General features: G+C 72.4%; 21 protein-coding genes and 1 pseudogene. 13 read left to right on the forward strand and 9 right to left on the reverse strand.

Translation table 11 applies throughout. From position 1 onward, the window contains the following. Positions 1 to 2: 2 nt before the first annotated feature. Positions 3 to 2,618, reverse strand: coding sequence for a penicillin acylase family protein (locus QSK26_RS28350; protein ID WP_285778325.1), 2,616 nt, complete (start codon positions 2,616 to 2,618; stop codon positions 3 to 5). A 145-nt stretch (positions 2,619 to 2,763) separates the two neighbouring features. On the opposite strand from QSK26_RS28350, the gene QSK26_RS28355 reads away from it, so the two are divergent. Then, entirely contained in the window at positions 2,764 to 3,759 is a 996-nt protein-coding gene (locus QSK26_RS28355; protein WP_285778326.1) for an endonuclease/exonuclease/phosphatase family protein, read from the forward strand. A gap of 1 nt (position 3,760) precedes the next feature. Here the strand turns inward: QSK26_RS28355 and QSK26_RS28360 are convergent, their stop codons facing one another. Continuing rightward, on the reverse strand, positions 3,761 to 4,327 hold the full coding sequence (locus tag QSK26_RS28360; RefSeq protein WP_285778327.1) for a DUF1349 domain-containing protein: 567 nt from the start codon (positions 4,325 to 4,327) through the stop codon (positions 3,761 to 3,763). An 82-nt stretch (positions 4,328 to 4,409) separates the two neighbouring features. Here QSK26_RS28360 and QSK26_RS28365 point away from each other — a divergent pair, with 82 nt between their 5' ends. The 5 genes from QSK26_RS28365 (at position 4,410) to QSK26_RS28385 (ending at position 7,734) form a co-directional block, all read left to right on the forward strand. Further along, entirely contained in the window at positions 4,410 to 4,730 is a 321-nt protein-coding gene (locus QSK26_RS28365) for a GroES family chaperonin (protein WP_285778328.1), read from the forward strand. 38 nt (positions 4,731 to 4,768) lie between these two features. Beyond that, positions 4,769 to 4,957, forward strand: a complete 189-nt coding sequence (locus QSK26_RS28370; protein WP_285778329.1) for a hypothetical protein — start codon at positions 4,769 to 4,771, stop codon at positions 4,955 to 4,957. 120 nt (positions 4,958 to 5,077) lie between these two features. Beyond that, positions 5,078 to 5,245 carry a hypothetical protein gene (locus tag QSK26_RS28375; protein ID WP_285778330.1) on the forward strand — a complete coding sequence of 56 codons (168 nt, stop codon included), beginning with the start codon at positions 5,078 to 5,080 and terminating at the stop codon, positions 5,243 to 5,245. 39 nt (positions 5,246 to 5,284) lie between these two features. After that, positions 5,285 to 7,516 (forward strand): WXG100-like domain-containing protein, encoded by a 2,232-nt coding sequence (locus tag QSK26_RS28380; RefSeq protein ID WP_285778331.1) that lies wholly within the window; start codon positions 5,285 to 5,287, stop codon positions 7,514 to 7,516. After that, positions 7,513 to 7,734 (forward strand): hypothetical protein, encoded by a 222-nt coding sequence (locus QSK26_RS28385; protein ID WP_285778332.1) that lies wholly within the window; start codon positions 7,513 to 7,515, stop codon positions 7,732 to 7,734. The genes QSK26_RS28380 and QSK26_RS28385 overlap by 4 nt, the downstream gene beginning before the upstream one ends. 32 nt (positions 7,735 to 7,766) lie before the next feature. Here the strand turns inward: QSK26_RS28385 and QSK26_RS28390 are convergent, their stop codons facing one another. The 6 genes and pseudogenes from QSK26_RS28390 to QSK26_RS28410 all read right to left on the reverse strand — a co-directional run bounded on the left by QSK26_RS28390 (position 7,767) and on the right by QSK26_RS28410 (position 11,296). Then, on the reverse strand, positions 7,767 to 8,708 hold the full coding sequence (locus tag QSK26_RS28390; protein WP_285778333.1) for an eIF2A family protein: 942 nt from the start codon (positions 8,706 to 8,708) through the stop codon (positions 7,767 to 7,769). An 89-nt stretch (positions 8,709 to 8,797) separates the two neighbouring features. Continuing rightward, the gene (locus tag QSK26_RS28395) at positions 8,798 to 9,355 is read right to left on the reverse strand and encodes a TIGR02611 family protein (protein WP_285778334.1); all 558 of its coding nucleotides are present in this window, start codon (positions 9,353 to 9,355) and stop codon (positions 8,798 to 8,800) included. Next, positions 9,355 to 9,720, reverse strand: a pseudogene (locus tag QSK26_RS41915) (cellulose binding domain-containing protein); the annotation flags it as partial. The pseudogene QSK26_RS41915 and the gene QSK26_RS28395, both read right to left, overlap by 1 nt. A 219-nt stretch (positions 9,721 to 9,939) precedes the next feature. Then, entirely contained in the window at positions 9,940 to 10,728 is a 789-nt protein-coding gene (locus QSK26_RS28400) for a putative hydro-lyase (protein WP_285778335.1), read from the reverse strand. A 105-nt stretch (positions 10,729 to 10,833) separates the two neighbouring features. Then, positions 10,834 to 11,034, reverse strand: coding sequence for a hypothetical protein (locus QSK26_RS28405; RefSeq protein WP_285778336.1), 201 nt, complete (start codon positions 11,032 to 11,034; stop codon positions 10,834 to 10,836). Between the two features lie 19 nt (positions 11,035 to 11,053). Then, on the reverse strand, positions 11,054 to 11,296 hold the full coding sequence (locus tag QSK26_RS28410) for a DUF6158 family protein (RefSeq protein ID WP_285778337.1): 243 nt from the start codon (positions 11,294 to 11,296) through the stop codon (positions 11,054 to 11,056). 90 nt (positions 11,297 to 11,386) lie between these two features. Between QSK26_RS28410 and QSK26_RS28415 the strand changes: the two genes are divergently transcribed. The 7 genes from QSK26_RS28415 to QSK26_RS28445 all read left to right on the forward strand — a co-directional run bounded on the left by QSK26_RS28415 (position 11,387) and on the right by QSK26_RS28445 (position 20,353). Further along, the gene (locus QSK26_RS28415) at positions 11,387 to 12,424 is read left to right on the forward strand and encodes an LLM class flavin-dependent oxidoreductase (RefSeq protein WP_285778338.1); all 1,038 of its coding nucleotides are present in this window, start codon (positions 11,387 to 11,389) and stop codon (positions 12,422 to 12,424) included. 111 nt (positions 12,425 to 12,535) lie between these two features. Continuing rightward, positions 12,536 to 13,495, forward strand: coding sequence for a LysR family transcriptional regulator (locus QSK26_RS28420; protein WP_285778339.1), 960 nt, complete (start codon positions 12,536 to 12,538; stop codon positions 13,493 to 13,495). A 111-nt stretch (positions 13,496 to 13,606) separates the two neighbouring features. After that, on the forward strand, positions 13,607 to 15,121 hold the full coding sequence (locus QSK26_RS28425) for a S1 family peptidase (RefSeq protein ID WP_285778340.1): 1,515 nt from the start codon (positions 13,607 to 13,609) through the stop codon (positions 15,119 to 15,121). Between the two features lie 387 nt (positions 15,122 to 15,508). Then, positions 15,509 to 17,179, forward strand: coding sequence for a pectate lyase-like domain-containing protein (locus QSK26_RS28430; protein WP_285778341.1), 1,671 nt, complete (start codon positions 15,509 to 15,511; stop codon positions 17,177 to 17,179). A 9-nt stretch (positions 17,180 to 17,188) separates the two neighbouring features. Next, positions 17,189 to 18,511: an extracellular solute-binding protein gene (locus QSK26_RS28435; protein WP_285778342.1), complete on the forward strand. Its 1,323-nt coding sequence runs from the start codon at positions 17,189 to 17,191 to the stop codon at positions 18,509 to 18,511. Between the two features lie 32 nt (positions 18,512 to 18,543). Next, positions 18,544 to 19,521 carry a carbohydrate ABC transporter permease gene (locus tag QSK26_RS28440; RefSeq protein WP_285778343.1) on the forward strand — a complete coding sequence of 326 codons (978 nt, stop codon included), beginning with the start codon at positions 18,544 to 18,546 and terminating at the stop codon, positions 19,519 to 19,521. After that, positions 19,514 to 20,353, forward strand: a complete 840-nt coding sequence (locus QSK26_RS28445) for a carbohydrate ABC transporter permease (RefSeq protein ID WP_285778344.1) — start codon at positions 19,514 to 19,516, stop codon at positions 20,351 to 20,353. Before QSK26_RS28440 ends, QSK26_RS28445 begins: the two co-directional genes overlap by 8 nt. A 2-nt stretch (positions 20,354 to 20,355) precedes the next feature. On the opposite strand, the gene QSK26_RS28450 is transcribed toward QSK26_RS28445, so the two are convergent. Continuing rightward, positions 20,356 to 21,405, reverse strand: a complete 1,050-nt coding sequence (locus QSK26_RS28450) for a LacI family DNA-binding transcriptional regulator (protein WP_285778345.1) — start codon at positions 21,403 to 21,405, stop codon at positions 20,356 to 20,358. Positions 21,406 to 21,532 lie beyond the last annotated feature (127 nt).

Genomic DNA, 21,532 nt, shown 5'->3' on the forward strand with positions numbered 1-21,532 from the left:
GGTCAGGGCCTGAGGGTGAGGGTGTCCACGGCGGCGGCGCGTACGGCGGCCTCGGTGTGGCGCATCGGCAGGGTGCCGCCATCCGCCCACGGCTCCGCCTGGTCGTCGTAGGAGGCGTGGAAGGCGTGCCCGGACGCGCCGGTCAGGTTGATCCAGCGTGACCGGTCCAGGTCGGCCAGATCGACGACCATGCGCATGGACGGCACCCAGTCCACCTGGTAGCCCGCGCTCGTGGTCCAGCCGGTGGCGTTGACGGTGTCCTTGCCGCCGGCGGTGCGCAGCGGCCCGCGGTTGAACAGCCACTCGATCGGGCCGACGCCGCTGGTGCCGAACGTCTCGTGGGTCAGCTCCAGCGTGTGCAGGTCGCCCCAGCGCCAGTCCTCCGGGGCGTCGCCGAGCTCCTCCGTCAGCTCCGCCGCCGCGGCGGTGGCCGCCGCCGCGAGCATGTCGTCGCGGGTCTCCTTCGCCGGCGTGCGGATGTCGTCCCACCACGGGTCGTCCGGCCGGTCGAGCAGCGCGCGGACCACCTCGTACCAGCGGTCGCCGCCGCCCGGCTCGGCGGCCCCGGTCAGCTCGTCGGCGAAGGCACGGCCGAGCAGGTGCCGCCAGGTCGCGTTGAAGACGGCCGCGCCCGCCGAGTCGCGGGACTGGCGGAAGTCCCACCGCCCGAGCACGTCGCGGACCTCGCCGGGCACGCCCGCGCGCAGCAGGTAGGGCACGAGGACCGGGGCGAGGGTGTTGGCGTCGTCCAGTTGGATCCGGGACATCGTGTCGGCGGTGACCGGTCCCTCCTCGATCGCCTTCCGCACCAGGTCCGTGATCCGCTGGGAGCGGTAGCCGTAGGACCAGTCGGAGGTGAGGTACACGTCGCCGCCCGGCCGGGTCACCGCGTTGTTGGCGGTCACGATGTAGCCCTCGGGCGGGTTGTAGACGCTGGGCAGCTTCTCGAAGGGGATGAACCCGGTCCACTCCTGCTCGCCGGTCCAGCCGCGCGCGGGCCAGGTACCGTCGCCCGACGCGCGGACCGGGATCCTGCCGGGCGCCTGGTAGCCGATGTTGCCGTCCACGTCGGCGTAGACGAGGTTCTGTGACGGGGCCTCGAAGCTGGCCGCCGCCGTACGGAACTCCTCGAAGTTCTGCGCGCGGTTGAGCATGAAGATCGCGTCGGCGGTGCGGCCGGGGTCCAGCGCCGTCCACCGCAACGCCACCTCGGTGACCGCCGCGCCACCCGCCGCGGCCGTACCCGCCGCCGTGCCTTCCGTGCCGCCGTCCGCGTCATCCCCGCCTGCCTCGGCGGACGGGGCGGGGCGGGCGGTGGCGCCGGGGATGGCGTTCCGCGCGTCGGCGAGGACGCCGGAGATGATCGGCCCGTGGCCGGTCGAGCGCACGTCCAGCTCGACGGGCGCGCCGCCGGCGACCTCGATCCGCTCCCTGCGCGAGGTGACCGGCCGCCACTCCGCGCCGTCCTGGTAGGCGCCGTCCCTGGTGTGCTCCAGGTACAGGTCGGTGACGTCGGGGCCGAGGTTGGTGAAGCCCCAGGCGATCCGCTGGTTGTGCCCGATGACGACGCCGGGCAGGCCGGAGAAGGTGAAGCCGGTCACGTCGTAGGGGCAGGCGGCGGTACGGGTACGGCAGTGCAGGCCGGCCTGGTACCAGATGGACGGGATCCGGGGGCCGAGGTGCGGGTCGTTGGCGAGCAGCGGCTTGCCGGTGGCGGTGTGCGCGCCGCCCACCACCCAGGAGTTGGACCCGATGCCCGCCCGGTCCGCCCCGGCCGTGCCCAGGAGGGACGGCACGGCCGCCACCGCCCGCGCCGCGCCCGCCAGCGCCACTCCGGCACCCGCGATCCCCCGCCCTCCCGGCGTCGTCCCGGCGGGGGCGCCCGCCTCGGGGGTGGAGGCGGTGACGATGGGCAGGTGGCGGTCGTAGGGGTAGCCGGGGAAGAGTGCCTGGACGCGGTCCGGTGACACCTTGGCGGCGGAGAGGGCGCGGGACAGCTCGCTGTCCATGTTGGAGCGCAGGTCCCAGGCCATCGCCTTGAGCCAGCTCACCGAGTCGGCCGGGGTCCACGGCTCGGGCGTGTAGTCCACGCCGGTCAGGCCGAGGACGACGTACTCCAGGCTGCGGCCGGCCGCGTCGCCGTGCTGGGACAGCCACGCGTTGACGCCCGCCGAGTAGCTCTCCAGCCCGGCGACGGTCTCCGGGGCGAGCCGGGCGACCTCCTGCTCGGCCGTGCGCCGCCAGCCGAGGGTGCGCACCACCTTGTCCACGTCCAGCGTGGTGGCGCCGAACAGCTCCGACAGGCGTCCGGCGGTGGTCTTGCGGCGGAAGTCCATCTCCCAGAACCGGTCCTGGGCGTGCACGTAGCCCTGGGCCAGGAAGAGGTCGGCGGGGGTGTCGGCGTAGATGTGCGGGATGCCGTTGGCGTCCCTGCGCACGGTCACGGGGGCGGACAGCCCGGGAACCTCGATCTCTCCGGCGACCTGCGGGAAGGACCTGCGTACCGTCACCGTGGCCACCACGCCGAGCACCAGGGCGAGCGCGAGGAGCACGGTCAGGACGCGCGCGGCCCACCGCCAGGGACGGGGCAGACCTGCGAAGGGGGCGATCCTGACCACGTACGTCTCCCGCCGACGGCTCGATGTCCATCACATGATGGGGAACGCACGTGTGACCACGATCACCGATCGGTGAATATTTCGCATAGCGCCCAGATCTCGCAAAGATCGGTGAAGTGCGCGATCAACGCACTACGCTCCAGCCATGACCGTCGACACGGCCGCGCCCGCCGGGACCGTCCGGACGCGCGGGCGCCGCCGATGGGCGGACATCCTGGTCTGGCTGCTCGTCCTGGTCTTCGCGGCGTGGACCGCGCTCCGGGTGACCGGCTTCGACGCGGGATTCCGCTGGGTGCAGCTCGTGGCCTTCACCCCCTATGTCGCCGCCGCCTCGCCCGCCGTACCGGTGCTCGCCCTGCTGCTGCGCCGCCGCGCGGCCGGCACTGCGGGCCTGGTCGTGACGCTGACGCTGGCCGGGTGCGTGCTGCCGCGCGCGCTGCCGCAGGACGGGCCCGCCGTCTCCGGGCCGGTCCTGCGGGTGCTCGCCGCCAACCTGGCGGTGGGCGCGGCCGACCACCGGGCGCTGATCGAGTTGGTCCGCGCCGAGCGCGCCGACGTGCTGGCGCTCGCGGAGGTCACCCCGGACGCGGCCGAAGGGCTGGACGGGAACGGGCTGCGCGGGCTGCTGCCGCACCGGGTGGACACCAAAATCCGCTCCGGCGTGGGCGGCTCGGCGATCTACTCCCGGTTCCCGCTACGCGCCCTGACGCCCATCGATCTGGGGAACTTCGCCCAGTCCCGGGCCCTGGTCACGATGCCCGGGGACCGGCGGGTGGAGGTGACCTCGGTCCACCCGTGCGCCCCGCGCTTCGCCTACAAGCACGCCTGCTGGCTGGACGGCCTGCGCGCGCTGCCCAGGGCGCCCGAGAGCGGCCCGCACCAGGTGCTGGCCGGCGACTTCAACGCCACCCTGGACCACGCCCCGGTCCGCGACCTGATCGCGAGCGGCTACCGCGACGCGGCCAACGCGACCGGGAACGGGCTGCTGCCGACCTGGCCCGCGAAGGGCTGGGAGACCGTCCCCGGCATCACCCTGGACCGGATCCTCGCCGACGAGCGGATCGCGGTCCGCGCGTTCCGCGCCCACCCGCTCGCGGGCACCGACCACAAGGCGACCTTCGCCGAGCTACGGCTGCCCTGAGCTACCCCTCGACGGTCAGGCCGGTGAAGGTGACCGGGAAGCCGGAGCCGACCGGGGCGGCGCACATGGCCCCGGCGAGGGCCGGCACCCCCGGCGGGAAGTAGGCGAGCCGGAGCATCCGGTCGGGCTCGGCGCCGTCCAGGCCGTAGCGCACGGTCACCGTGTCGCCCTCGCGGCGCAGGTCGAAGGTGACGCTCTCGGGCCGGCCCGGCGCCAGGGTCACCCCCCAGTCGGAGAACTCCCTGGTGACCACCGCGCTCAGTTGCAGCGCGCCGTCCACGTACTCCACCCCGGCCTTGATCCAGTTGTTCTCGTCGATCCGGAGCACGGCGCCCGCCTGGTCGTACTGCTCGGCGTAGAAACCCCCCCGGAACGTCACGGTCAGCCGCAGGTCGCCCGGCACCGGCCGGACGAACATGTGGGCATTGTCATAGATGAAGCCGTAGTGCGTGGTCCGCCACAGGTCCGTCTTGCCGTCGCAGACGACCCGCAGCTCCTCCGCACCGGCGGTCCACTCCTTCGGCTCGTTCACCCACTGCCAGCCGTCCAACCCGAACGCTTCGGACATCGTGCCTCCTCGATCTGCGCCCATCCTGCCAAGAGAGCGCTTTCCGGGGAAGGCGGCCTGTGCGGGTGCATAAACTGCCTGTGTGCCAGACCCGAAATTCGAAATCCAGATGCTGCACGACCGAGTCATGATCAAGCTTGATCAGGATGCCGAGGAGCGGCGCAGCACTGCGGGCATCGTCATCCCCGCGACGGTGAAGATGGCCAACCGGCTCGTCTGGGGCGAGGTGTGCGGCGTCGGGACGAACGCCCGGGCGGTCAAGGTCGGCGACAAGGTCCTGTTCCATCCCGAGGAGCAGTACGAGGTCGAGGTCCAGGGCCAGATCTACCTGGTGATGCGCGAGCGCGACCTGCACGCCGTGGCCACCCAGGCGTCCGAGCACGGCACCGGCCTCTACCTGTGACCCTCGCGGCCCGCCCGGCGAAGCCGTAGCGTGCGGCCATGAACACCGGCACCGGTCCCGGCCCCATCACCCCCGACGGCTCCGCGGTGGAGTTCTACGCCGCGCTTCCTCAGGCGCGCACCAGGGAACTCGTGGAGCCGTTGATCCCCGCGGGCCTGCCGTACGAAGCGCTGTCGGGCGAGGCGGGGCCGGAGCTGTTCTTCCCGGCGCCGGCGCGCGATGAGTGAGGGCTACTACGCCTCGGGGAAGGCATCCAGGCGCGGAACAAGGACGCCGCCCGGGAGGCCGAACTGGTCGAGCAGACCCGGAAGGACGTCCTGGACGCCTTCGCCGTCGCCGGCCGGCCGATGGGCGACGACCAGTACGGCGCTGAGCTGGAACGGCACTTCCCCCAGCTGAAGGACGGGCTCCTCGACGCGTTCGACGCCTACCTCGCCGACCTGGAGGGCGTCCAGACCCGGCTGCGAGACACGCGCCACACCTACGACGCCGCCGATCAGGCGAACCAGGGCTGATCGGTCGTGTGGCTGGACGGCGTACCCATTCCGGAACCCGTGCGGCCGTGGATCGCCTGGGCGGTCGGCCCCGACTGGCCGGAGGGGGACGAGACTCGCCTGTTCGAACTCGCCGACGCCCTGGCGGCGGCCTTCTACCGGATCAGGTACGGGGCACGGGGTGACGGCTCCGCGGCCGGTGGCGCCACCGCCGGCGTGCGGCAGGACTGGGAGGGCGAAGCGCTCCGGGAGTTCCTCGACCACGTGCGGACGGACACCACCGACCGCAAGACCGAGTTGCTGAAACGCCTCGCCGGGCTGGCAGTGGCCTGCAACGACCTGGGCGTGCAGATCCAGTACGCCAAGCGCATGATCAAGCTCTCGGCGCTGTTCCTGATCGTGCAGCTCGGCTGGCTGCTGTGGGCGGCGCTGTCCCCGGCCTCCGGGGTGGCCTGGGCCGCGGCCGGAGCCCGCGCCCAGGTGACCCGCCGGACGATCAGGGCACTGGCCAAGCGGCTGCTGCTCAACATCGCGCTGTTCTCCCTCCTGGGCGCCGGCATGGAGCTCTACGTCCAGGCGAGCCAGGACCGGCGGGAGGAGATCGACTGGGAGCAGGTGCTCTGGGCCGGGTTCAGCGGGGCGCTGACCGCCACCCTGCTGACGTTGAGCACCGGGTTGTGGGCGCCCAGGTCGATCGTGGGCCTGATGGGCCACTCGGCCGCCGCCGGCGGCTTGGCGACCCTGCTCACCATGATGGCCAGCGGCCAGCCGATCAACTGGGAGGCGGTCGCCAAGGGCACCACGGCCGGCGCGCTCGGCGGCGCCGACGCCCACTGGGCGAGCTGGAACCCCGGCGCCGCGCCCCGCCCGCCCGGTACCGGACTCGACGGCGGCCCGGTACCGCACGTCCCCCCCGGGGACGACCTCACAGCTGGCACCGGCCCCCGGCCGCCGGACAGCTCCCCACCTCCTCCCCCGGGCCACACCCCGGACAGCTCCCCACCTCCTCCGCCCGGCCACACCCCGGACAGCCCCTCACCCCCTCCACCCGGCCACACCCCGGACGGCCCCGTGCCTCCTCCGCCCGCGCGCACTCCGGACGGTCCCGGCCCGCCCCCGCCCGCCCGCATCCCGGAAAGCCCGGGGCCGCCTCCCGGTCCCGCCCCACACGGCCCGCAGTTCCCCCCGGACCCGAACGCCCCCCTCGCCCGGTCAGCCGGCCCCGACCCGCAGTCCCCCCTCGCCCGGCCGACCGGCCCCGACCCGCGTGTCCAGCACTCCCCGGGCCCGGCCGACCCCGCGTTCCCCGCCGCGCACGGCGGTCCGGCGCGCTCCGACAGTCCCGCCGCACACGCCGGTCCGGCACGCTCCGACGGCTCCGCCGCGCACGCCGGCGGCGAGCGTGGGCATCCCCAGGCCGCCGCGCAGCGCACGGGTCACGACGGCGGGGCCGAACCCGCGCGCCGGTCCATCGACCAGCTCATCAACTGGGGCGGCGATGCGGACTCCGGCGGCGGCACCGGTCAGCCGCACGGCTCGCCCGGTCTCCCCTCCGGTCACCTCCCTGGTCACGACCCCTCCTCCCCCGGCCTGCGCCCGCTACCGCCCGACCTCGCCGGGGCGCTGGCGGCGGGGCCCGGCGACGGGATCCCGCTCGGAGGCGGCGTGGGCGCGTGGAACGTGCGGCTGATCAACCTGGGCGACGTCGGCGAATGGGTGTACAAGGAGGTCAAGATGCGGGGCGAGGCGGACGCCGAGGAACTGGCCTCGCTCCTCGGCGAGGCCCTGGGGGCCAACGTGCCGCCCATCTACCGGACCGGCGAGCGCGACCTGTGGATGCCCTATGTCGGCACGGGTGCCGCGCTCGGCTGGGCGCCGGTCCCGACCTCCCTGGCCGCGCAGATCCTGGGGCTGTTCCACGTGCTCACCGCCGACGGGGACGCCAACCGGCTCAACATCATCATGGACGCGGACGGCGAGCCGTGGGGGATCGACTTCTCCGGAAGCTTCGTCCCCCTCCCCCCCGAGTACGTCGGCCGGATACCCGAGGTGACGAACAGCCCGATGGCCGGCCCGTGGGTGAGCCGCACCTGGAGGGGCGCGCTAGTCGAGTCCTTCGAGTACGTACCGAACGCGCTGTCCCGCGCGGATGTCGCATACCTCGCGGAGCGCATCCAGTCCGTGCGGCACCATTTCGAGGCCCTGGGATATCCGGACTGGTTCGACCTGGTCTGGTCACGCTGGCTCCAGATCGCCGACAAGGCCCAGGGAGAAAGGTCGATATTCGAATGAGGGCATCCGTCCTACAGGTCAGGGACGTGCGAAGCGGACAGCTCTTCGGCACGATCGAGCTCGTCGCGGGGGACGAGCTCCGCGTTCAGCCGCCGGAACTCCTGGAGTTGCTGACGCAGACCATGGCCACCCGCGGGCTGAGCTCCGCCGAGGTGTTCGCATGGTACACCGGCTGGAGCAACGGCTACGTCGAGATCGTGCCCGTGCAGGAGGCGTGAGCGCCGGGGGACCGGCGGCGGAGCAGGCGGGGTCAGGTGCGGGTGTAGCCGAGGTAGAGCTTCTTCTTCCACTCCGCCGCCGGGATGGTGGCGAGGTTGCGGACGACCTGGCCCTTGAGGTCCACGACGGCCACCTGGTAGCCGCCGCTCCTGGCGAGCACGGCCAGCAGGTGGAGGTCGTCCCACCAGCCCCAGACGGCCTCGGGCTTGACCGGGACGCGGACCGCGACCCGGCCGGACGCCGCGTCCACCAGGCAGACGTGCTCCCGGTAGCGCGGCGGGCACCAGGTCGTCAGGCGCGTCCCCGACGGGGAGAAGACCTCCTCGCCGCCGGTGGGGCGGCCCGTCTCGGCCAGCGTCCGCTGGACGGCCCCGGCCGTGGTGTAGAAGCGGATGCCGGTGCCGTGCCTGGTCACCAGGTGGCGGCCGTCGGGCGCCCACTGGAAGGTGGCGGCCGGGTCCACGCCGGAGACGGTCACCGTGCGCGTCTTGCGGGTGGCCGCGTCCACCAGGGTGAACCCGGTGGTCACCCAACTCTTCGCCTGCTTCTTCTGCACCGTGAGGACGACCAGCCGCCCGCCGCGGTGCCAGTAGGGGTAGCCGTTGACGAGCGGCTTCTTGACCGTGGGGATCCTGGTGGCCTTGCCGGTCCGCCGGTCGATGAGGACGGCCGCGTCGCGCCCGGCGCTGTAGCGGACCGGGACCGCGACGGCGGCGGCGCCGCCGGGCGCGACCGTGATCTCGGAGTAGGCGGTCTTCCTGGTGAACTCGGCGTTGCCGTACGTGCGCAGGTAGGCCGGTTTGCCGAGGGTGTAGGAGGTGACGATCAGCGGGTCGGCGGGATCCTCACGGAGGGTCGCCTTCGTGCCGGGCAGGGCGAGGACCGCCGGCACGGCGCCGAGGGCCGCCGCGGGGGGCGGGACGAGCCCTGCCGCCATGACCAGCGCCATGGTGAGCGCGGTTTTCACAGCCACGGCGGCAGCCTAGATCAGGGAACGCCGCAAATCCCCTCACACAACAGTTACAGCATGAATCCCATGCCGTACGGATATGGCATGGGAGGTCAGCGGGCGAGGAACTGGCGGGCCTGCACGACGAGGTCGATGCCGACGCTGAGCCTGAGCGCGAAGTAGACGATCGCCGCCGCGACCACCGCCGTGACGGCCAGGACCAGGATCCGGACCAGCAGGTGCTGCCGCTTGAGCCAGTCGGTCCAGGAGGCCAGGGTGCGCTTGCCGAACTCCAGCACCTTGTGCGCCCAGTGGAACTCGGTGGCGAGCACCGCGAAGCCGAAGAAGACGATCAGCCAGCCCGGACCGGGGAACGGCACCAGGATGAGGCCGCCGATCACCAGCAGGGCGCCGATGGCCCCCACGGCGATCTTGAGCGTGAGCGCGCCGGTACGGGTCGACCGGATGCCGTCGCGCCAGCCGCGCAGGCCACGGCGCCGGGCGCCGCCCTTCGGCCGGTCCGCGCCGCCCGCCGCCCGCCGCCCGTGCAGGTCCTCCCCCGAGGGGCCGCGCAGGGGCGCCCCCTGAGGACCGCGCACGTCCGCGGGCTCGGATGCGGCGAGGCCGGCGTGTCCGGCGCGGGACTGCCGCACCTCGTCTGAGATCGCCATCAAGGCTCCCCCTTGCTGCCGTCGTTCCACCCCGGTTGCTGCGTCCAGGATAGGCGTCGCGGTGTGGGCGCCGACTCCACCGAAAGGACGACCTTGGGCAACGGACGGTCTGCGGCCCAGCGGCTCTCCCGCGGAGCCGTAGATCGTCTCCGACCCGTCGCGCAGGTCACCGCCGGTACGGGAGCGGCGTCCGGCCGGCTCGCCGTGAAGCCGAAGGACGTGCTCGTCCCGGCGGACAGACTTCCGTTCCAGGCGGCGTTCCGCACGATGACGGAGGACCCGTTCCGGGTGAGGACGCCGCCCCGCAACTGCCCGATCGGCTGCCCGGCGGAGCAGGTCCAGCGGACCGTCCAGCCGGTGATCGGCGCCGTCCCGGCGTCGCCGGGCCGTTACCGAACCTTGGAACCCACCTGGCCAGGAGTTGGTCACGGTCTACGCCGCCGCGCAGCCGCCTCCCGTGGTCGCCGTGGGCGGCGGCCCCGGACGGGCACGTCGCCGGCGGGGAAGGCGCTGACAGGGTCTGCCCGGCATCGGGCTCGATCGCGCTGGGGAGACACGCCGCGACGGGCGGCGCCGAGAAGCCGTCAGGGCACCTGGAAGTGGTGGTCACGCACGTCGGTGATCGCCATGTGGCCGGGCAGGTGGCCGATGGCGAAGGGGACGCCGCTCGCCATGACCGCCGCCTGCGGGGTGACGCCGCACGCCCAGAAGAGCGGGATCTCGCCGGGGCCGACCTCCACCGGATCGCCGAAGTCGGGCCGGTGGAGGTCGGTGACGCCGATCTCGGCGGGGTCGCCGGCGTGCACGGGAGCGCCGTGCAGGGCGGGATACCGGGAGGTCACCCTGATCGCCGTGGCCACCAGCGCGGCGGGGACGGGCCGCATCGACACGACCATGGGGCCGGACAGCCCGCCCGCCGGCCGGCACGGCACGGACGTGACGTACATCGGCACGTTGACGCCCTGGTCGATGTGCCGGATGGGCACGCCGGCCTGGATCAGCGCGTCCTCGAAGGTGAAGCTGCACCCGATGAGGAACGGCACCAGGTCCGCCCGCCAGACGTCGCGCACGTCGGCGACCTCGGCGACCGGCACGCCGTTCTCGTAGACGCGGTAGCCCGGCAGGTCGGTGCGCAGGTCGCCGGCGAAGATGCCGGTCCGGTGCTCGCCGGGGTCGCCGACGTCGAGCACCGGGCAGGACTTCGGGTTGCGCTGGGCGAACAGCAGCAGGTCGTAGGCGAGGGCCCGGGGGACCGCGAGCAGGTTGGCCTGGGTCCAGCCGCGGCACCACCCGGCGGTGGGGGTGCGCAGGCCGTCGCGGAACAGTTCCCTGGCCTTCGCCGGGCGGAGGGAGCGCACGTCCTGCGGCGTCATCGTTTCCCCTCGCGAGGCATCATGTTCCATGATTACTCGCCCAACGCCGCCCTTGACACGATATTTCGCGATAACTCCTGTTGATCGGGACAGTGAGACGGGACGTCAGTAATCCAGGCCCCAGTCGTGCGCCCCGAGGACGAAACCGCCGCCGCTCTCCACCAGCCACCCCATCTCCACCAGCCCGGCGAGGCTGCGCCGCACGTCCTCCGCGGACCGCCCGGTCATGTGCGCCACGTCGGCCGTGCCCGCGCGCCGACCGTCCACCGCCAGCGAGGCCACCGCCTCGTACACGTCGGTGTCCATGCCGGTCATCTCCTGGACGTCATGTGGTTCTTGCTTCCTGGCCACGTTGTCTCGCCCCTTCCCGCAGCCGCGCCGGATCGACCTCGCGCTCGGGATGTCGCCGGAGGTATTCCAGCTCCAGCTCCGCGCTGCGCGTGGTGTGGTGCGCGAGCGCGTCCTCCGAGCCGTGTCTCAGGGTGTCGGTGCGCGTCTCGTGCACGTGCCGGAGCTCGCGCAGAAGGTCGTCCTCGCTCAGGTCCCGCGGATCGATTCCCATCGTCATGACACTTCTGCTTACCCAGCGATCCGGGTGTTTCACCCGGGGCGGCCGGTCGCAGGAATAGCCGTGGGACCCGTCCGGGTTGTGAACGTCGTGAGCGATCAGATCCGCGGCATCGCCCGGGGCGATGCCGAAGTCCCCCTTTCCGTTCTCGACCTCGCCACCGTGAGTGCGGGCGGCACGGCCGGCGAGGCCCTCGCGACCAGCACCGAGCTGGCGCGGCGCGCGGAGGCGTGGGGCTACCACCGGTTCTGGGTGGCCGAGCACCACGGCATGCCCAGCGTGGCGAGTTCGTCGCCCGCGGTGCTCATCGCCCACCTGGCCGCCTCCACCCGGACGATCAGGGTCGGCTCCGGCGGCGTCATGCTGCCCAACCACGCCCCGCTGATCATCGCCGAGCAGTTCGGCACGCTCCAGGCGCTGCACCCGGGCCGGATCGACCTCGGCCTCGGCCGCGCGCCCGGCACCGACCCGGCCACCGCGCAGGCGCTGCGCCGGGGCGACGCCGACCGGTTCCCCCAGGAGGTCGCCGACCTGACGGCGTTCCTCGACGACGCGTTCCCGGCCGGCCACTCCTATGCGCGGATCAAGGCCATCCCGCGTGACCCGTCCGGCCGCCCGCCGATCTGGCTGCTCGGCTCCAGCGGCTTCAGCGCGCAGCTCGCCGGGATCCTCGGCCTGCCGTTCGCCTTCGCCCACCACTTCAGCGCGGCCAACACCGAGCCCGCCCTGGAGCTCTACCGCACCAACTTCCGCCCCTCCGAGGTCCTCGACCGGCCCTACGCGCTGATCGGCGTGGGCGCGATCGCGGCCGACACCGAGCGGGAGGCGCACCGGCTGGCCCTCACCAGCGGTCTGTCGATGCTGCGGCTGCGCAGGGGCACCCCCGGCCCGGTGCCCACCCCGGAGGAGGCCGAGAGCTTCCCCTACTCCGAGGTGGAGCGGGAGTTCCTGGACGCCTGGCTGTCCAACATGATCCAGGGCGACGGCGAGGGCGTGCGGACCGGCCTGGCGGAGCTCCGCGCCCGCACCGGCGCCGACGAGCTGATGATCACCACCGGCGTGTACGGCGGCGCCAACCGGCTGCGGTCCTTCGAACTGATCGCCCAAGCTCACAAGATGACCGAATAATTAGTGATAATCACACCGAGAGTGCTACCGACGATCCTTCCGACACATATTCGTCAAATTTCGTGACATAACCACATTGGCAGCAGGTCTCCGCGGCCATACCGTGCGCCTATGGATCTCGAGCTCCGCCACCTCAGGATCGTGCGCGCGGTGGCCGACGCAGGCAGTGTCTCCAAGGCGGCCACCGTCCTCGGACTCGCACAGCCCGCGCTGACCGCGCAGCTCAAGCGGATCGAGCGCGTGCTCGGTGGCGCTCTCTTCGACCGCGATCACAACGGTGCCCGCCCCACCGCACTCGGGGAACTCGTCCTGACCCGGGCCAGGGTGCTGCTGCCGGCCGCCCGGCAACTCCAGGAGGAGGCCGCCAGGTTCGCCAACTCGTCCGGAAACGGCCAGCGCTACCGGCTCGGCGCCACCAACAGCCCGCTGCTCGGCGGGCTGGTCGACCGGCTCGCCGCCGCCCATCCCACCGCGAACGTGAGCACCTACACCTCCTGGTCGGCCGAGGAGCTCGCGGGGATGGTGATGAGCGGGCGGCTCGACTACGCGCTGGTCGGCGTGTGCGGCGAGGGCAGGCCCCCGTCGGCCGACGCGCTCGCCTGGCGCACGGTCGCCGTGGACCCGGTGTGCGCCCTCGTCACCGAGGACCATCCGCTGGCCGGTGAGCCGGAGGCCGATCTCGCCGCGTTCTGGCAGGAGAACTGGGCGGTCGCGCCCGGCGAGGGCTGCTTCGAGGACTGCTTCGCCGCCGCCTGCGCGCGGGCCGGTTTCACCCCGCGCACGATCTACGAGACGGATGTCGCCACCTGCGTCCACCTGGCCCAGGTCGGCCGGGCCGTCGCGCTGGCCCAGGCGACCTTCCGCCTCACCCCCGGCCTGGCCCTGCTGCCCTTCGCCGGGTCTCCCCTGCGCTGGCGCCAGCTCCTCGGCTGGCACCCCGACTCCCCCGCCGCCGACTCCGCCGCCGCCACGGTGCTGCACGCCAAGGCGGCCCACATGGAGGCGGCACGGCGCAGCCGGGGCTACGTCAACTGGCTCTCCCGCAACCCGGAGTTCGGCACGCTTCCCTAGCCCGTCGGCGGCGAGCGCCCCCCATACCTCCGAAATATAGGAGATCTGGTAGATCCGCGCGGATCGGGGCGGGCCGTACGTTGGCGGCACCCCCCGATCTGAGGAGACCTCATGATCCGAAATCGCCTGTTGATCACGGGCGCGGCACTCGCGGTGGCCACTCTCGCCCTCGCCGGCTCACCCGCCGCGGCGGTACCGGCCGACGACGCCGCCGGCACGAGCGCCACCGGCATCACCGCCGTCTCCACCGTCTCCGCGGCCAAGCCGCCGCCCGGCCTCATCCAGGCGATGCAGCGCGACCTGGGCCTCACCGCCGAGCAGGCCGCCCTCCGCCTGGTGAACGAGGAGCGCGCCCGCCAGACGGAGCCCAAGCTGCGCAACAAGCTCAAGGACGTGTACGGCGGCTCCTGGGTGACCGACACCGGCGCCCTCGTCGTCGCCACCACCGACACCGCCGCCACCGCGGACATCTCCGCCGCCGGCGCGCAGGCCAAGGTCGTCGCCCGCTCGCTGGCCGACCTGACCGCGGTCAAGGACAAGCTGGACCGGGCGTCGGCCAAGGCCGGCGAGGGCGTGCGCGTGTGGTACGTGGACGAGCAGGCCAACGACATCGTCGTGCTGGCCGCCGACTCCGCCGCGGGCGAGGCGTTCGCCGCGGAGGCCGGCGCGGACCGCGCCGCCGTACGGGTCGTGGCCTCCACCGAGAAGCCCGAGACCTACTACGACGTGCGCGGCGGCGACGCGTACTACATCAACGGGACGTCTCGCTGCTCGGTCGGCTTCTCGGTGACCCAGGGCACCACCGGCGGCTTCGTCACGGCGGGCCACTGCGGCTCCGTCGGCTCCAGCACCGCCGGGTACAACCAGGTCGCCCAGGGCACCTTCCAGGGCTCGTCCTTCCCGGGCAACGACTACGCCTGGGTCTCGGTGAACGCCAACTGGACGCCGGTGGGCGTGGTCAACGCCTACGGCGCGGGCCTGATCGCGGTCGGCGGATCCACCGAGGCGCCAGCGGGCTCGTCGGTCTGCCGCTCCGGCTCCACCACCCAGTGGCACTGCGGCACCATCCAGCAGCGCAACACCAGCGTCACCTACCCGCAGGGCACGGTCAGTCAGGTCGTCCGCACCAACGTGTGCGCCCAGCCCGGCGACTCCGGCGGCTCCTACATCTCCGGCAACCAGGCCCAGGGCATGACCTCCGGCGGCTCGGGCAACTGCACCATCGGCGGCACCACCTACTTCCAGCCGGTGAACGAGGCGCTGACGGCCTACGGTCTCACCCTGGTCACCAGTGGCGGTCCCGGCCCGCAGCCCACCTGCACTGGCTACCAGAACACCTACACCGGCTCCCTGAGCAGCGGCGCCAGCGCCTACCAGCCGAACGGCTCCTCCTACACGACGACGGTCACCGGCACCCACCGGCTCTGCCTCGACGGCCCGAACGGCACCGACTTCGACATCTACCTCCAGCGGCTGAGCGGCTCGACCTGGGTGAACGTCGCCAGCGGCACCAGCGCGGCGCCCGATGAGACGGTGACCTACAACGGCACCGCGGGCACCTACCGGGTCCGGGTGCACGCCTACAGCGGCTCCGGCTCCTACTCCCTCGGACTCACCCGCCCGTAGCGGGGAAGGCCCTCTCCCCCGCCCCCCAGGTACGGCGTCGCCGGTCATGCCCCCGCGGACCGGCGGCGCCGTACGCTTTCCGGGCACGACCTCCCGCCGGAGGGCGTGCCTTTCCGCATGTCCCGCGGCGCGGGGCATCGCTCAGAGAGCGCTCTCTAGGCAGAGAGTGTCGGGTCCCGCGCGCGGTTGTCAAGATCGGCCGCCTCACCGCCAGGAAAACCGCTGTTCATCTGCGGGAAACACATGATCACCACGATGCCGGGCCGATCCGGTGCTCCGCGGGCGCCCATACGGAGCCTTGACACGGCGCGCCGCCGGATGCAGTCTCCTGAGGAGAGCGCTCTCCCTTGCTTTCCCGGCCAGGCGACACCACGGTGGGAGTTGAACGTGCACCCCAGCTCCGACCTCGACTCGTCCGTACCCGACCTCGGCCCGGACGTCACCGTCCTCGACCCGTCGATGCCCGCCGCCGCGATCCAGCGCCGGCTCGACGAGGTCTTCGCCCGGCAGGAGAGCGACGAGTTCGGCCCCGGTAGGCACGCGCTGCTGTTCCGGCCCGGCCGGTACGCCGTGCGGGTGCGGGTCGGCTTCTACACGCAGGTCGCGGGCCTCGGCCTGGTACCCGGGGACGTGCGGATCGACGGGCAGGTGAGCGCGGACGCCCGCTGGTTCGGCGGCAACGCGACGCACAACTTCTGGCGCGCGGTGGAGAACCTGTCCGTGGCGCCGGGGGACGGGGGCAACCGCTGGGCGGTGTCCCAGGCCGCCCCGATGCGGCGTGTGCACGTGCACGGCGACCTGCTGCTCGACGACGGCGGCTGGTCCAGCGGCGGGCTGCTCGCCGACGCGAGGATCGACGGGCAGGTGCGGTCCGGCTCCCAGCAGCAGTGGCTGAGCCGCAACACCTCCTGGGGCGGCTGGACCGGGGCCGCGTGGAACATGGTCTTCGTCGGGGTGGCCGATCCGCCGCCCGGCGCCTTCCCCGACCCGCCGTACACGGTGGTCGCCCGCACGCCGGTGGTCAGGGAGAAGCCGTTCCTGCACGTGGACGGCGAGGGTCGCTACCACGTGTTCGTGCCCGCGCCGCGGCGGGACAGCGTGGGCGTCTCCTGGGCGGACGGCGTCCCCGGCGGGATCTCGATCCCGATCGGCCGCTTCCACATCGCCCGGCCCGGCGACTCCACCGAGACGATCAACGCCGCCTTGGACGCCGGGCGGCACCTGCTCCTCACCCCGGGCGTCTACCACCTGGACGGCACGATCCGGGTGACCCGGCCCGGCACGGTCGTGCTCGGGCTGGGCCTGCCCACGCTGGTCCCGGGCACCGGCGAGACGGCGGTCGCGGTGGCCGACGTGGACGGCGTGAAGATCGCCCACCTCCTCGTCGACGCCGGTCCGGTGAACACCCCGGTGCTCATGGAGGTCGGCCCGCCCGGATCGTCGGCCGGCCACGCGGCCGACCCCACGTCACTGCACGACGTCTTCTTCCGGATCGGCGGCGCGCACCCCGGCCGGGCGAGCGTCAGCCTGGTGATCAACAGCCACCACGTGCTCGCCGACCACGTGTGGGCCTGGCGCGGCGACCACGGCGAGGGCGTCGGCTGGGCCGTCAACACCGCGGACACCGGCCTGGTCGTGAACGGCGACGACGTCACCGTCTACGGCCTGTTCGCCGAGCACTACCAGAAGCACGAGGTCGTCTGGAACGGCGAACGGGGACGCACGTACATGTTCCAGAACGAGCGCCCCTACGACCCGCCGGACCAGGCGAGTTGGATGGACGGCCCGGTCCGCGGCTACCCGGCCTACCAGGTGGGCCACTCGGTCGCCCGGCACGAGGCGTGGGGGCTCGGCAGCTACTGCTTCTTCCAGGCCGATCCCTCCGTCGTGGCCGACCGGTCCTTCGAGGTGCCCGACCGGCCGGGAGTGCGCCTGCACCACATGGTCATCGTCTCGCTCGGCGGGGTGGGCGGCATCCACCGTGTGGTCAACGACACCGGGGGCCCGGTCGGCGGGCCGCCCGGAAATGCCATCCACCATCTCGTCGACTATCCCTGAGGAAGAACCGTGCGCATACGCAAGCTGGGTTACATGGCCGTGGCGGGAGCGCTGGCGCTCGCCGCCACCGCCTGCGGCGGCGACGAAGGCGGCACCGGTGGCGGCGGGTCCGCCGGCGGAGCCACCACGATCACCTACTGGGCCTCCAACCAGGGGACCAGCCTGGAGAGCGACAAGCAGGTGCTCCAGCCCGAACTCGACAGGTTCAAGCAGGAGACCGGCATCACCGTCCAGGTGGAGGTGGTGCCGTGGTCGGACCTGCTCAACCGGATCCTCGCCGCGACCACGTCCGGTCAGGGCCCCGACGTCGTCAACATCGGCAACACCTGGTCCGCCTCCCTCCAGGCCACCGGCGCCTTCCTGCCCTTCGACGACCAGGCGCTCACCGGCCTCGGCGGCAAGGAGCGCTTCCTCGGCCCCAGCCTCGCCGCCACCGGCGCGGCCGGCCAGCCGCCCGCCGCGGTGCCCATCTACGGCATGACCTACGGCCTGCACTACAACAAGCGGCTGTTCCGCGAGGCGGGCATCGCCGAGCCGCCGAAGACCTGGGACGAGCTGATCGCCGCCGGTAAGAAGCTCACCACCGACGGGCGCTGGGGGCTGGCGGTGGAGGGCGCGAGCGCCACCGAGAACGCCCACCACGCCTTCATCTTCGGCCGCCAGCAGGGCGCCCAGCCCTTCGACCCGTCGGGCAAGCCGCAGTTCGCCTCCCCGCAGTTCGCCGCCGGGATCAAGCAGTACCTCGACCTGATGGCCGTACACAAGATCGTCAACCCGAGCAACGCCGAGTACGCCAACGGCACCGAGGCCGTCCAGGACTTCGTCACCGGCAAGGCCGCCATGCTGATGTGGCAGTCGATCGCCACCTCCCTCAAGGAGAGCGGCATGCCCGAGGAGGACTACGGCCTCGCGCCCATCCCGCTCCCCGCGGCCGGCGGCGCCGGCGCCCAGGTCAACGGCTTCGTCGCCGGGATCAACCTGGCGGTGTTCAAGAACACCGAGCACAAGGACGCCGCGCTGCAGTTCGCGAAGTTCATGACCAGCAAGCAGACGCAGCAGACGCTGAACAAGGCCTACGGCTCGCTGCCCACCGTGCAGGACGCCTACGACGACCCCGCGTTCGAGACGCCGGTCATCAAGACGTTCCAGCAGATCCTCGGCACCACCGCCGAGCCGCTGCCCCAGGTGCCGGAGGAGAGCCAGTTCGAGACCCTGGTCGGCACCGCGATGAACGGCCTGTTCGCCAAGGTCGCGGCGGGTGACCCGGTGAGCGTCGAGGACGTCACCGCCGAACTCGCCGACGCGAACCAGCAGATGACCACCGGCGGCTGACCCGGACCCGCCACCCGAACGAGGGGACCCACATGGTCACGTCCACCACGCCCCGCGACGGCGCGGGGCGGGGGTGGCCGGTACGGGCCGCCGGGCTCATCCCGGTACGGCTGCGCCGCATCGGCCTGCCGTACCTGCTGATCCTGCCGGCCATCGTGCTGGAACTCCTGATCCATCTGGTGCCGATGCTGATCGGCATCTGGATGAGCTTCCTGCGGCTCACGCAGTTCTTCATCGCCAACTGGTCGGCGGCGCCGTCCGCGGGGCTGGCCAACTACCGGGTGGCGCTCGACGTGAACACGGCGGTGGGCGGCTCGCTGCTGCGCTCCTTCCTGCTCACCGTCGTCTTCACCGCGCTGGCCGTCGGCCTGTCCTGGCTGCTCGGAGCCGCCGCCGCGGTGCTCATGCAGGGCTCCTTCCGCGGTCGCGGGCTGCTCCGCGCGCTGTTCCTGGTGCCGTACGCGCTGCCGGTCTACGCCGGGGTGATCACCTGGAGTTTCCTGTTGCAGCGGGACACCGGGCTGGTCAACCACCTCCTGGTGGACCAGTTCGGGCTGGTGGACGAGCGGCCGTTCTGGCTCATCGGGGACAACAGCTTCGTCTCGCTGCTCGTCGTCTACGTCTGGCGGATCTGGCCCTTCGCCTTCCTGGTGCTGATGGCCGGGTTGCAGAACGTGCCGGAGGACCTGCACGAGGCCGCCGCGATCGACGGGGCCGGCTGGTGGCGGCGGCTGGGCTCGATCACCATGCCGCTGCTGCGCCCGATCAACCAGGTGCTCGTGCTGGTGCTCTTCCTGTGGACGTTCAACGACTTCAACACGCCCTACGTGCTCTTCGGCAAGTCGGCGCCCGAACAGGCCGACCTGATCTCCATCCACATCTACCAGAGCTCCTTCGTCACCTGGAACTTCGGCTCCGGCTCGGCAATGTCCGTACTGCTGCTGCTCTTCCTGCTGGCGGTGACCGCGGTCTACCTGGTGGCGACCTCGCGAAGGAGGGATCATGCGTGACCCCCGGTGGCTGCCCTGGGCCCGCTGGATCGTGCTCGGGTTCCTCGCGGTGTTCACCCTCACGCCGCTCTACGTGATGGCCACCTCGGCGATCAAGCCGTTGCGCGACGTGCAGGGCGACTTCCAGTGGTTCCCGTCCACCGTCACGCTGAGCCCGTTCTTCGACATGTGGCGGACCGTGCCGCTCGCCCGCTACTTCGCCAACAGCCTGGTGGTGGCCTCGGTCGCCGCCGTGGCGTCGGTGACGGTGGCGATCTTCGCCGCGTACGCGATCAGCAGGTTCCGCTTCCCCGGCCGCCGGGTCTTCTCCGTGGTGGTGCTGTCCACCCAGATGTTCCCCGGCATCCTCTTCCTGCTGCCGCTCTTCCTGATCTTCGTCACGCTCGGCAACACCATCGGCATCGAGCTGTTCGCCAGCCGTACCGGTCTGATCATCACGTATCTGACCTTCTCGCTGCCGTTCTCGATCTGGATGCTGGTCGGGTACTTCGACTCCATCCCGGTCGCGCTGGACGAGGCCGCCCAGGTGGACGGCAACGGGCCGATCGGGGCGCTGATCCGGGTGGTGATCCCGGCCGCGATGCCGGGCATCGTGGCGGTCACCGTCTACGCCTTCATGACCGCCTGGGGCGAGGTGCTCTTCGCCTCGGTGCTGACCGACGACGCCACCCGGACCCTCGCGGTCGGCCTCCAGGGCTACGCCACCCAGAACGACGTCTACTGGAACCAGGTCATGGCCGCCTCGCTGGTGGTCAGCGTGCCGGTGGTGGCGGGGTTCCTGCTGCTACAGCGCTTCCTCGTGCAGGGGCTCACCGCCGGCGCGGTGAAGTGATCTCAGGCCGACTCGCGGACCACCAGGGCCGGGTCGAAGATGACCGAGGTGACCGGGAGGTCCGGCTGCTCGATGTGGGCCAGGAGCAGCCGGGCCATCTCGGCCGCCATGTCCTCCACCGGATGGCGGACCGTGGTCAGCGGCGGGCGGCAGGCCAGCGCCGCGCTGCTGTCGTCGAACCCGACCACGGCGACGTCGTCCGGCACCCGCCGCCCGTGCTCGCCGAGCACGCGCAGCGCCGCCTGCGCCATCACGTCGTTGGCCGCGAAGACGCCGTCGAGATCCGGGTGCGCGGCCAGCAGCTCCTCCATCGCCGCCTCGCCGCTGCCCAGCGTGAAAGCCCCCTCCGCGCACGGGATGTACGGCTGGCCGTGCACGGCCATCGCGTCCCGGAACCCGGCCAGCCGGTCCTGCGCCGCCGATACGGCGAGCGGCCCCGCGATGGTGACCACCCGCCGGCACCCCCGGGCGACGAGATGGGCGGCGGCCAGCGCGGCCCCCTCCCGGTGCTTGACGTCCACGTAGCTGATCGGGATCGGCTCCGGCGGCCGGGCGAAGAGCACGGCGGGCAGCGCGGCCTCGACGAGGAGCTCCGGCAGCGGGTCCCCGGCGTGCGTGGAGACGAGGACCGCGCCGTCGGCCTTCCCCTGGCGCAGGTACGTGACGACCTCGGCGCGGTCATGGTCGGTCTCGGCGAACATCAGGATCGGATGCACGCCGGCCGGGCGCAGGAAGCCCACGATGCCACTGGCCACCCTGCCGAAGAACGGGTCGGCGAAGACCCTGCTCGGGAACGGCTCGTCCGCTCCGCCGCCCGCTCCCGACACCACCAGGGCGACGGCTCCGGCACGGCGGGTCACGAGGGAGCGCGCCGCCTGGTTGGGCACGTAACCGGTGACCGCGACGGCCCGCCGTACCTTCTCCTGGATCGCCGGATCGACGTTGCGCACGCCGTTGATCACCCGGGAGACGGTGGCGCGGGAGACACCCGCCACGCGTGCGACGTCCTCCAGCGTGGGGGACCCGGCCGCGCGGGTCAGGCCGTCGCTCATGGGGTTGTTATAGCACGCCCGGAGAGCGCTCTCCATCAGCGGCGGCCCGGCCCGGCCCGCGCTCACCACCCGCCGGGCCCCACCGGGCGACCACTGGACGCCCCGCCCGGCGACCACCGGAGCGGTC

It is taken from the genome of Microtetraspora sp. NBRC 13810 (assembly GCF_030268685.1).
Classification (GTDB): Bacteria; Actinomycetota; Actinomycetes; order Streptosporangiales; family Streptosporangiaceae; genus BSRQ01.

Bases quoted from the DNA above. Each gene is read 5' to 3' on its own strand.
- QSK26_RS28410 (WP_285778337.1), bottom strand. From the start codon at position 11,296: ATGACGATGGGAATCGATCCGCGGGACCTGAGCGAGGACGACCTTCTG.
- QSK26_RS28375 (WP_285778330.1), top strand. From the start codon at position 5,078: ATGGGCGACGACCAGTACGGCGCTGAGCTGGAACGGCACTTCCCCCAG.
- QSK26_RS28450 (WP_285778345.1), bottom strand. From the start codon at position 21,405: ATGAGCGACGGCCTGACCCGCGCGGCCGGGTCCCCCACGCTGGAGGAC.
- QSK26_RS28425 (WP_285778340.1), top strand. From the start codon at position 13,607: ATGATCCGAAATCGCCTGTTGATCACGGGCGCGGCACTCGCGGTGGCC.
- QSK26_RS28400 (WP_285778335.1), bottom strand. From the start codon at position 10,728: ATGACGCCGCAGGACGTGCGCTCCCTCCGCCCGGCGAAGGCCAGGGAA.
- QSK26_RS28445 (WP_285778344.1), top strand. From the start codon at position 19,514: ATGCGTGACCCCCGGTGGCTGCCCTGGGCCCGCTGGATCGTGCTCGGG.
- QSK26_RS28355 (WP_285778326.1), top strand. From the start codon at position 2,764: ATGACCGTCGACACGGCCGCGCCCGCCGGGACCGTCCGGACGCGCGGG.
- QSK26_RS28370 (WP_285778329.1), top strand. From the start codon at position 4,769: ATGAACACCGGCACCGGTCCCGGCCCCATCACCCCCGACGGCTCCGCG.
- QSK26_RS28420 (WP_285778339.1), top strand. From the start codon at position 12,536: ATGGATCTCGAGCTCCGCCACCTCAGGATCGTGCGCGCGGTGGCCGAC.
- QSK26_RS28385 (WP_285778332.1), top strand. From the start codon at position 7,513: ATGAGGGCATCCGTCCTACAGGTCAGGGACGTGCGAAGCGGACAGCTC.
- QSK26_RS28360 (WP_285778327.1), bottom strand. From the start codon at position 4,327: ATGTCCGAAGCGTTCGGGTTGGACGGCTGGCAGTGGGTGAACGAGCCG.
- QSK26_RS28405 (WP_285778336.1), bottom strand. From the start codon at position 11,034: ATGGACACCGACGTGTACGAGGCGGTGGCCTCGCTGGCGGTGGACGGT.
- QSK26_RS28395 (WP_285778334.1), bottom strand. From the start codon at position 9,355: ATGGCGATCTCAGACGAGGTGCGGCAGTCCCGCGCCGGACACGCCGGC.
- QSK26_RS28440 (WP_285778343.1), top strand. From the start codon at position 18,544: ATGGTCACGTCCACCACGCCCCGCGACGGCGCGGGGCGGGGGTGGCCG.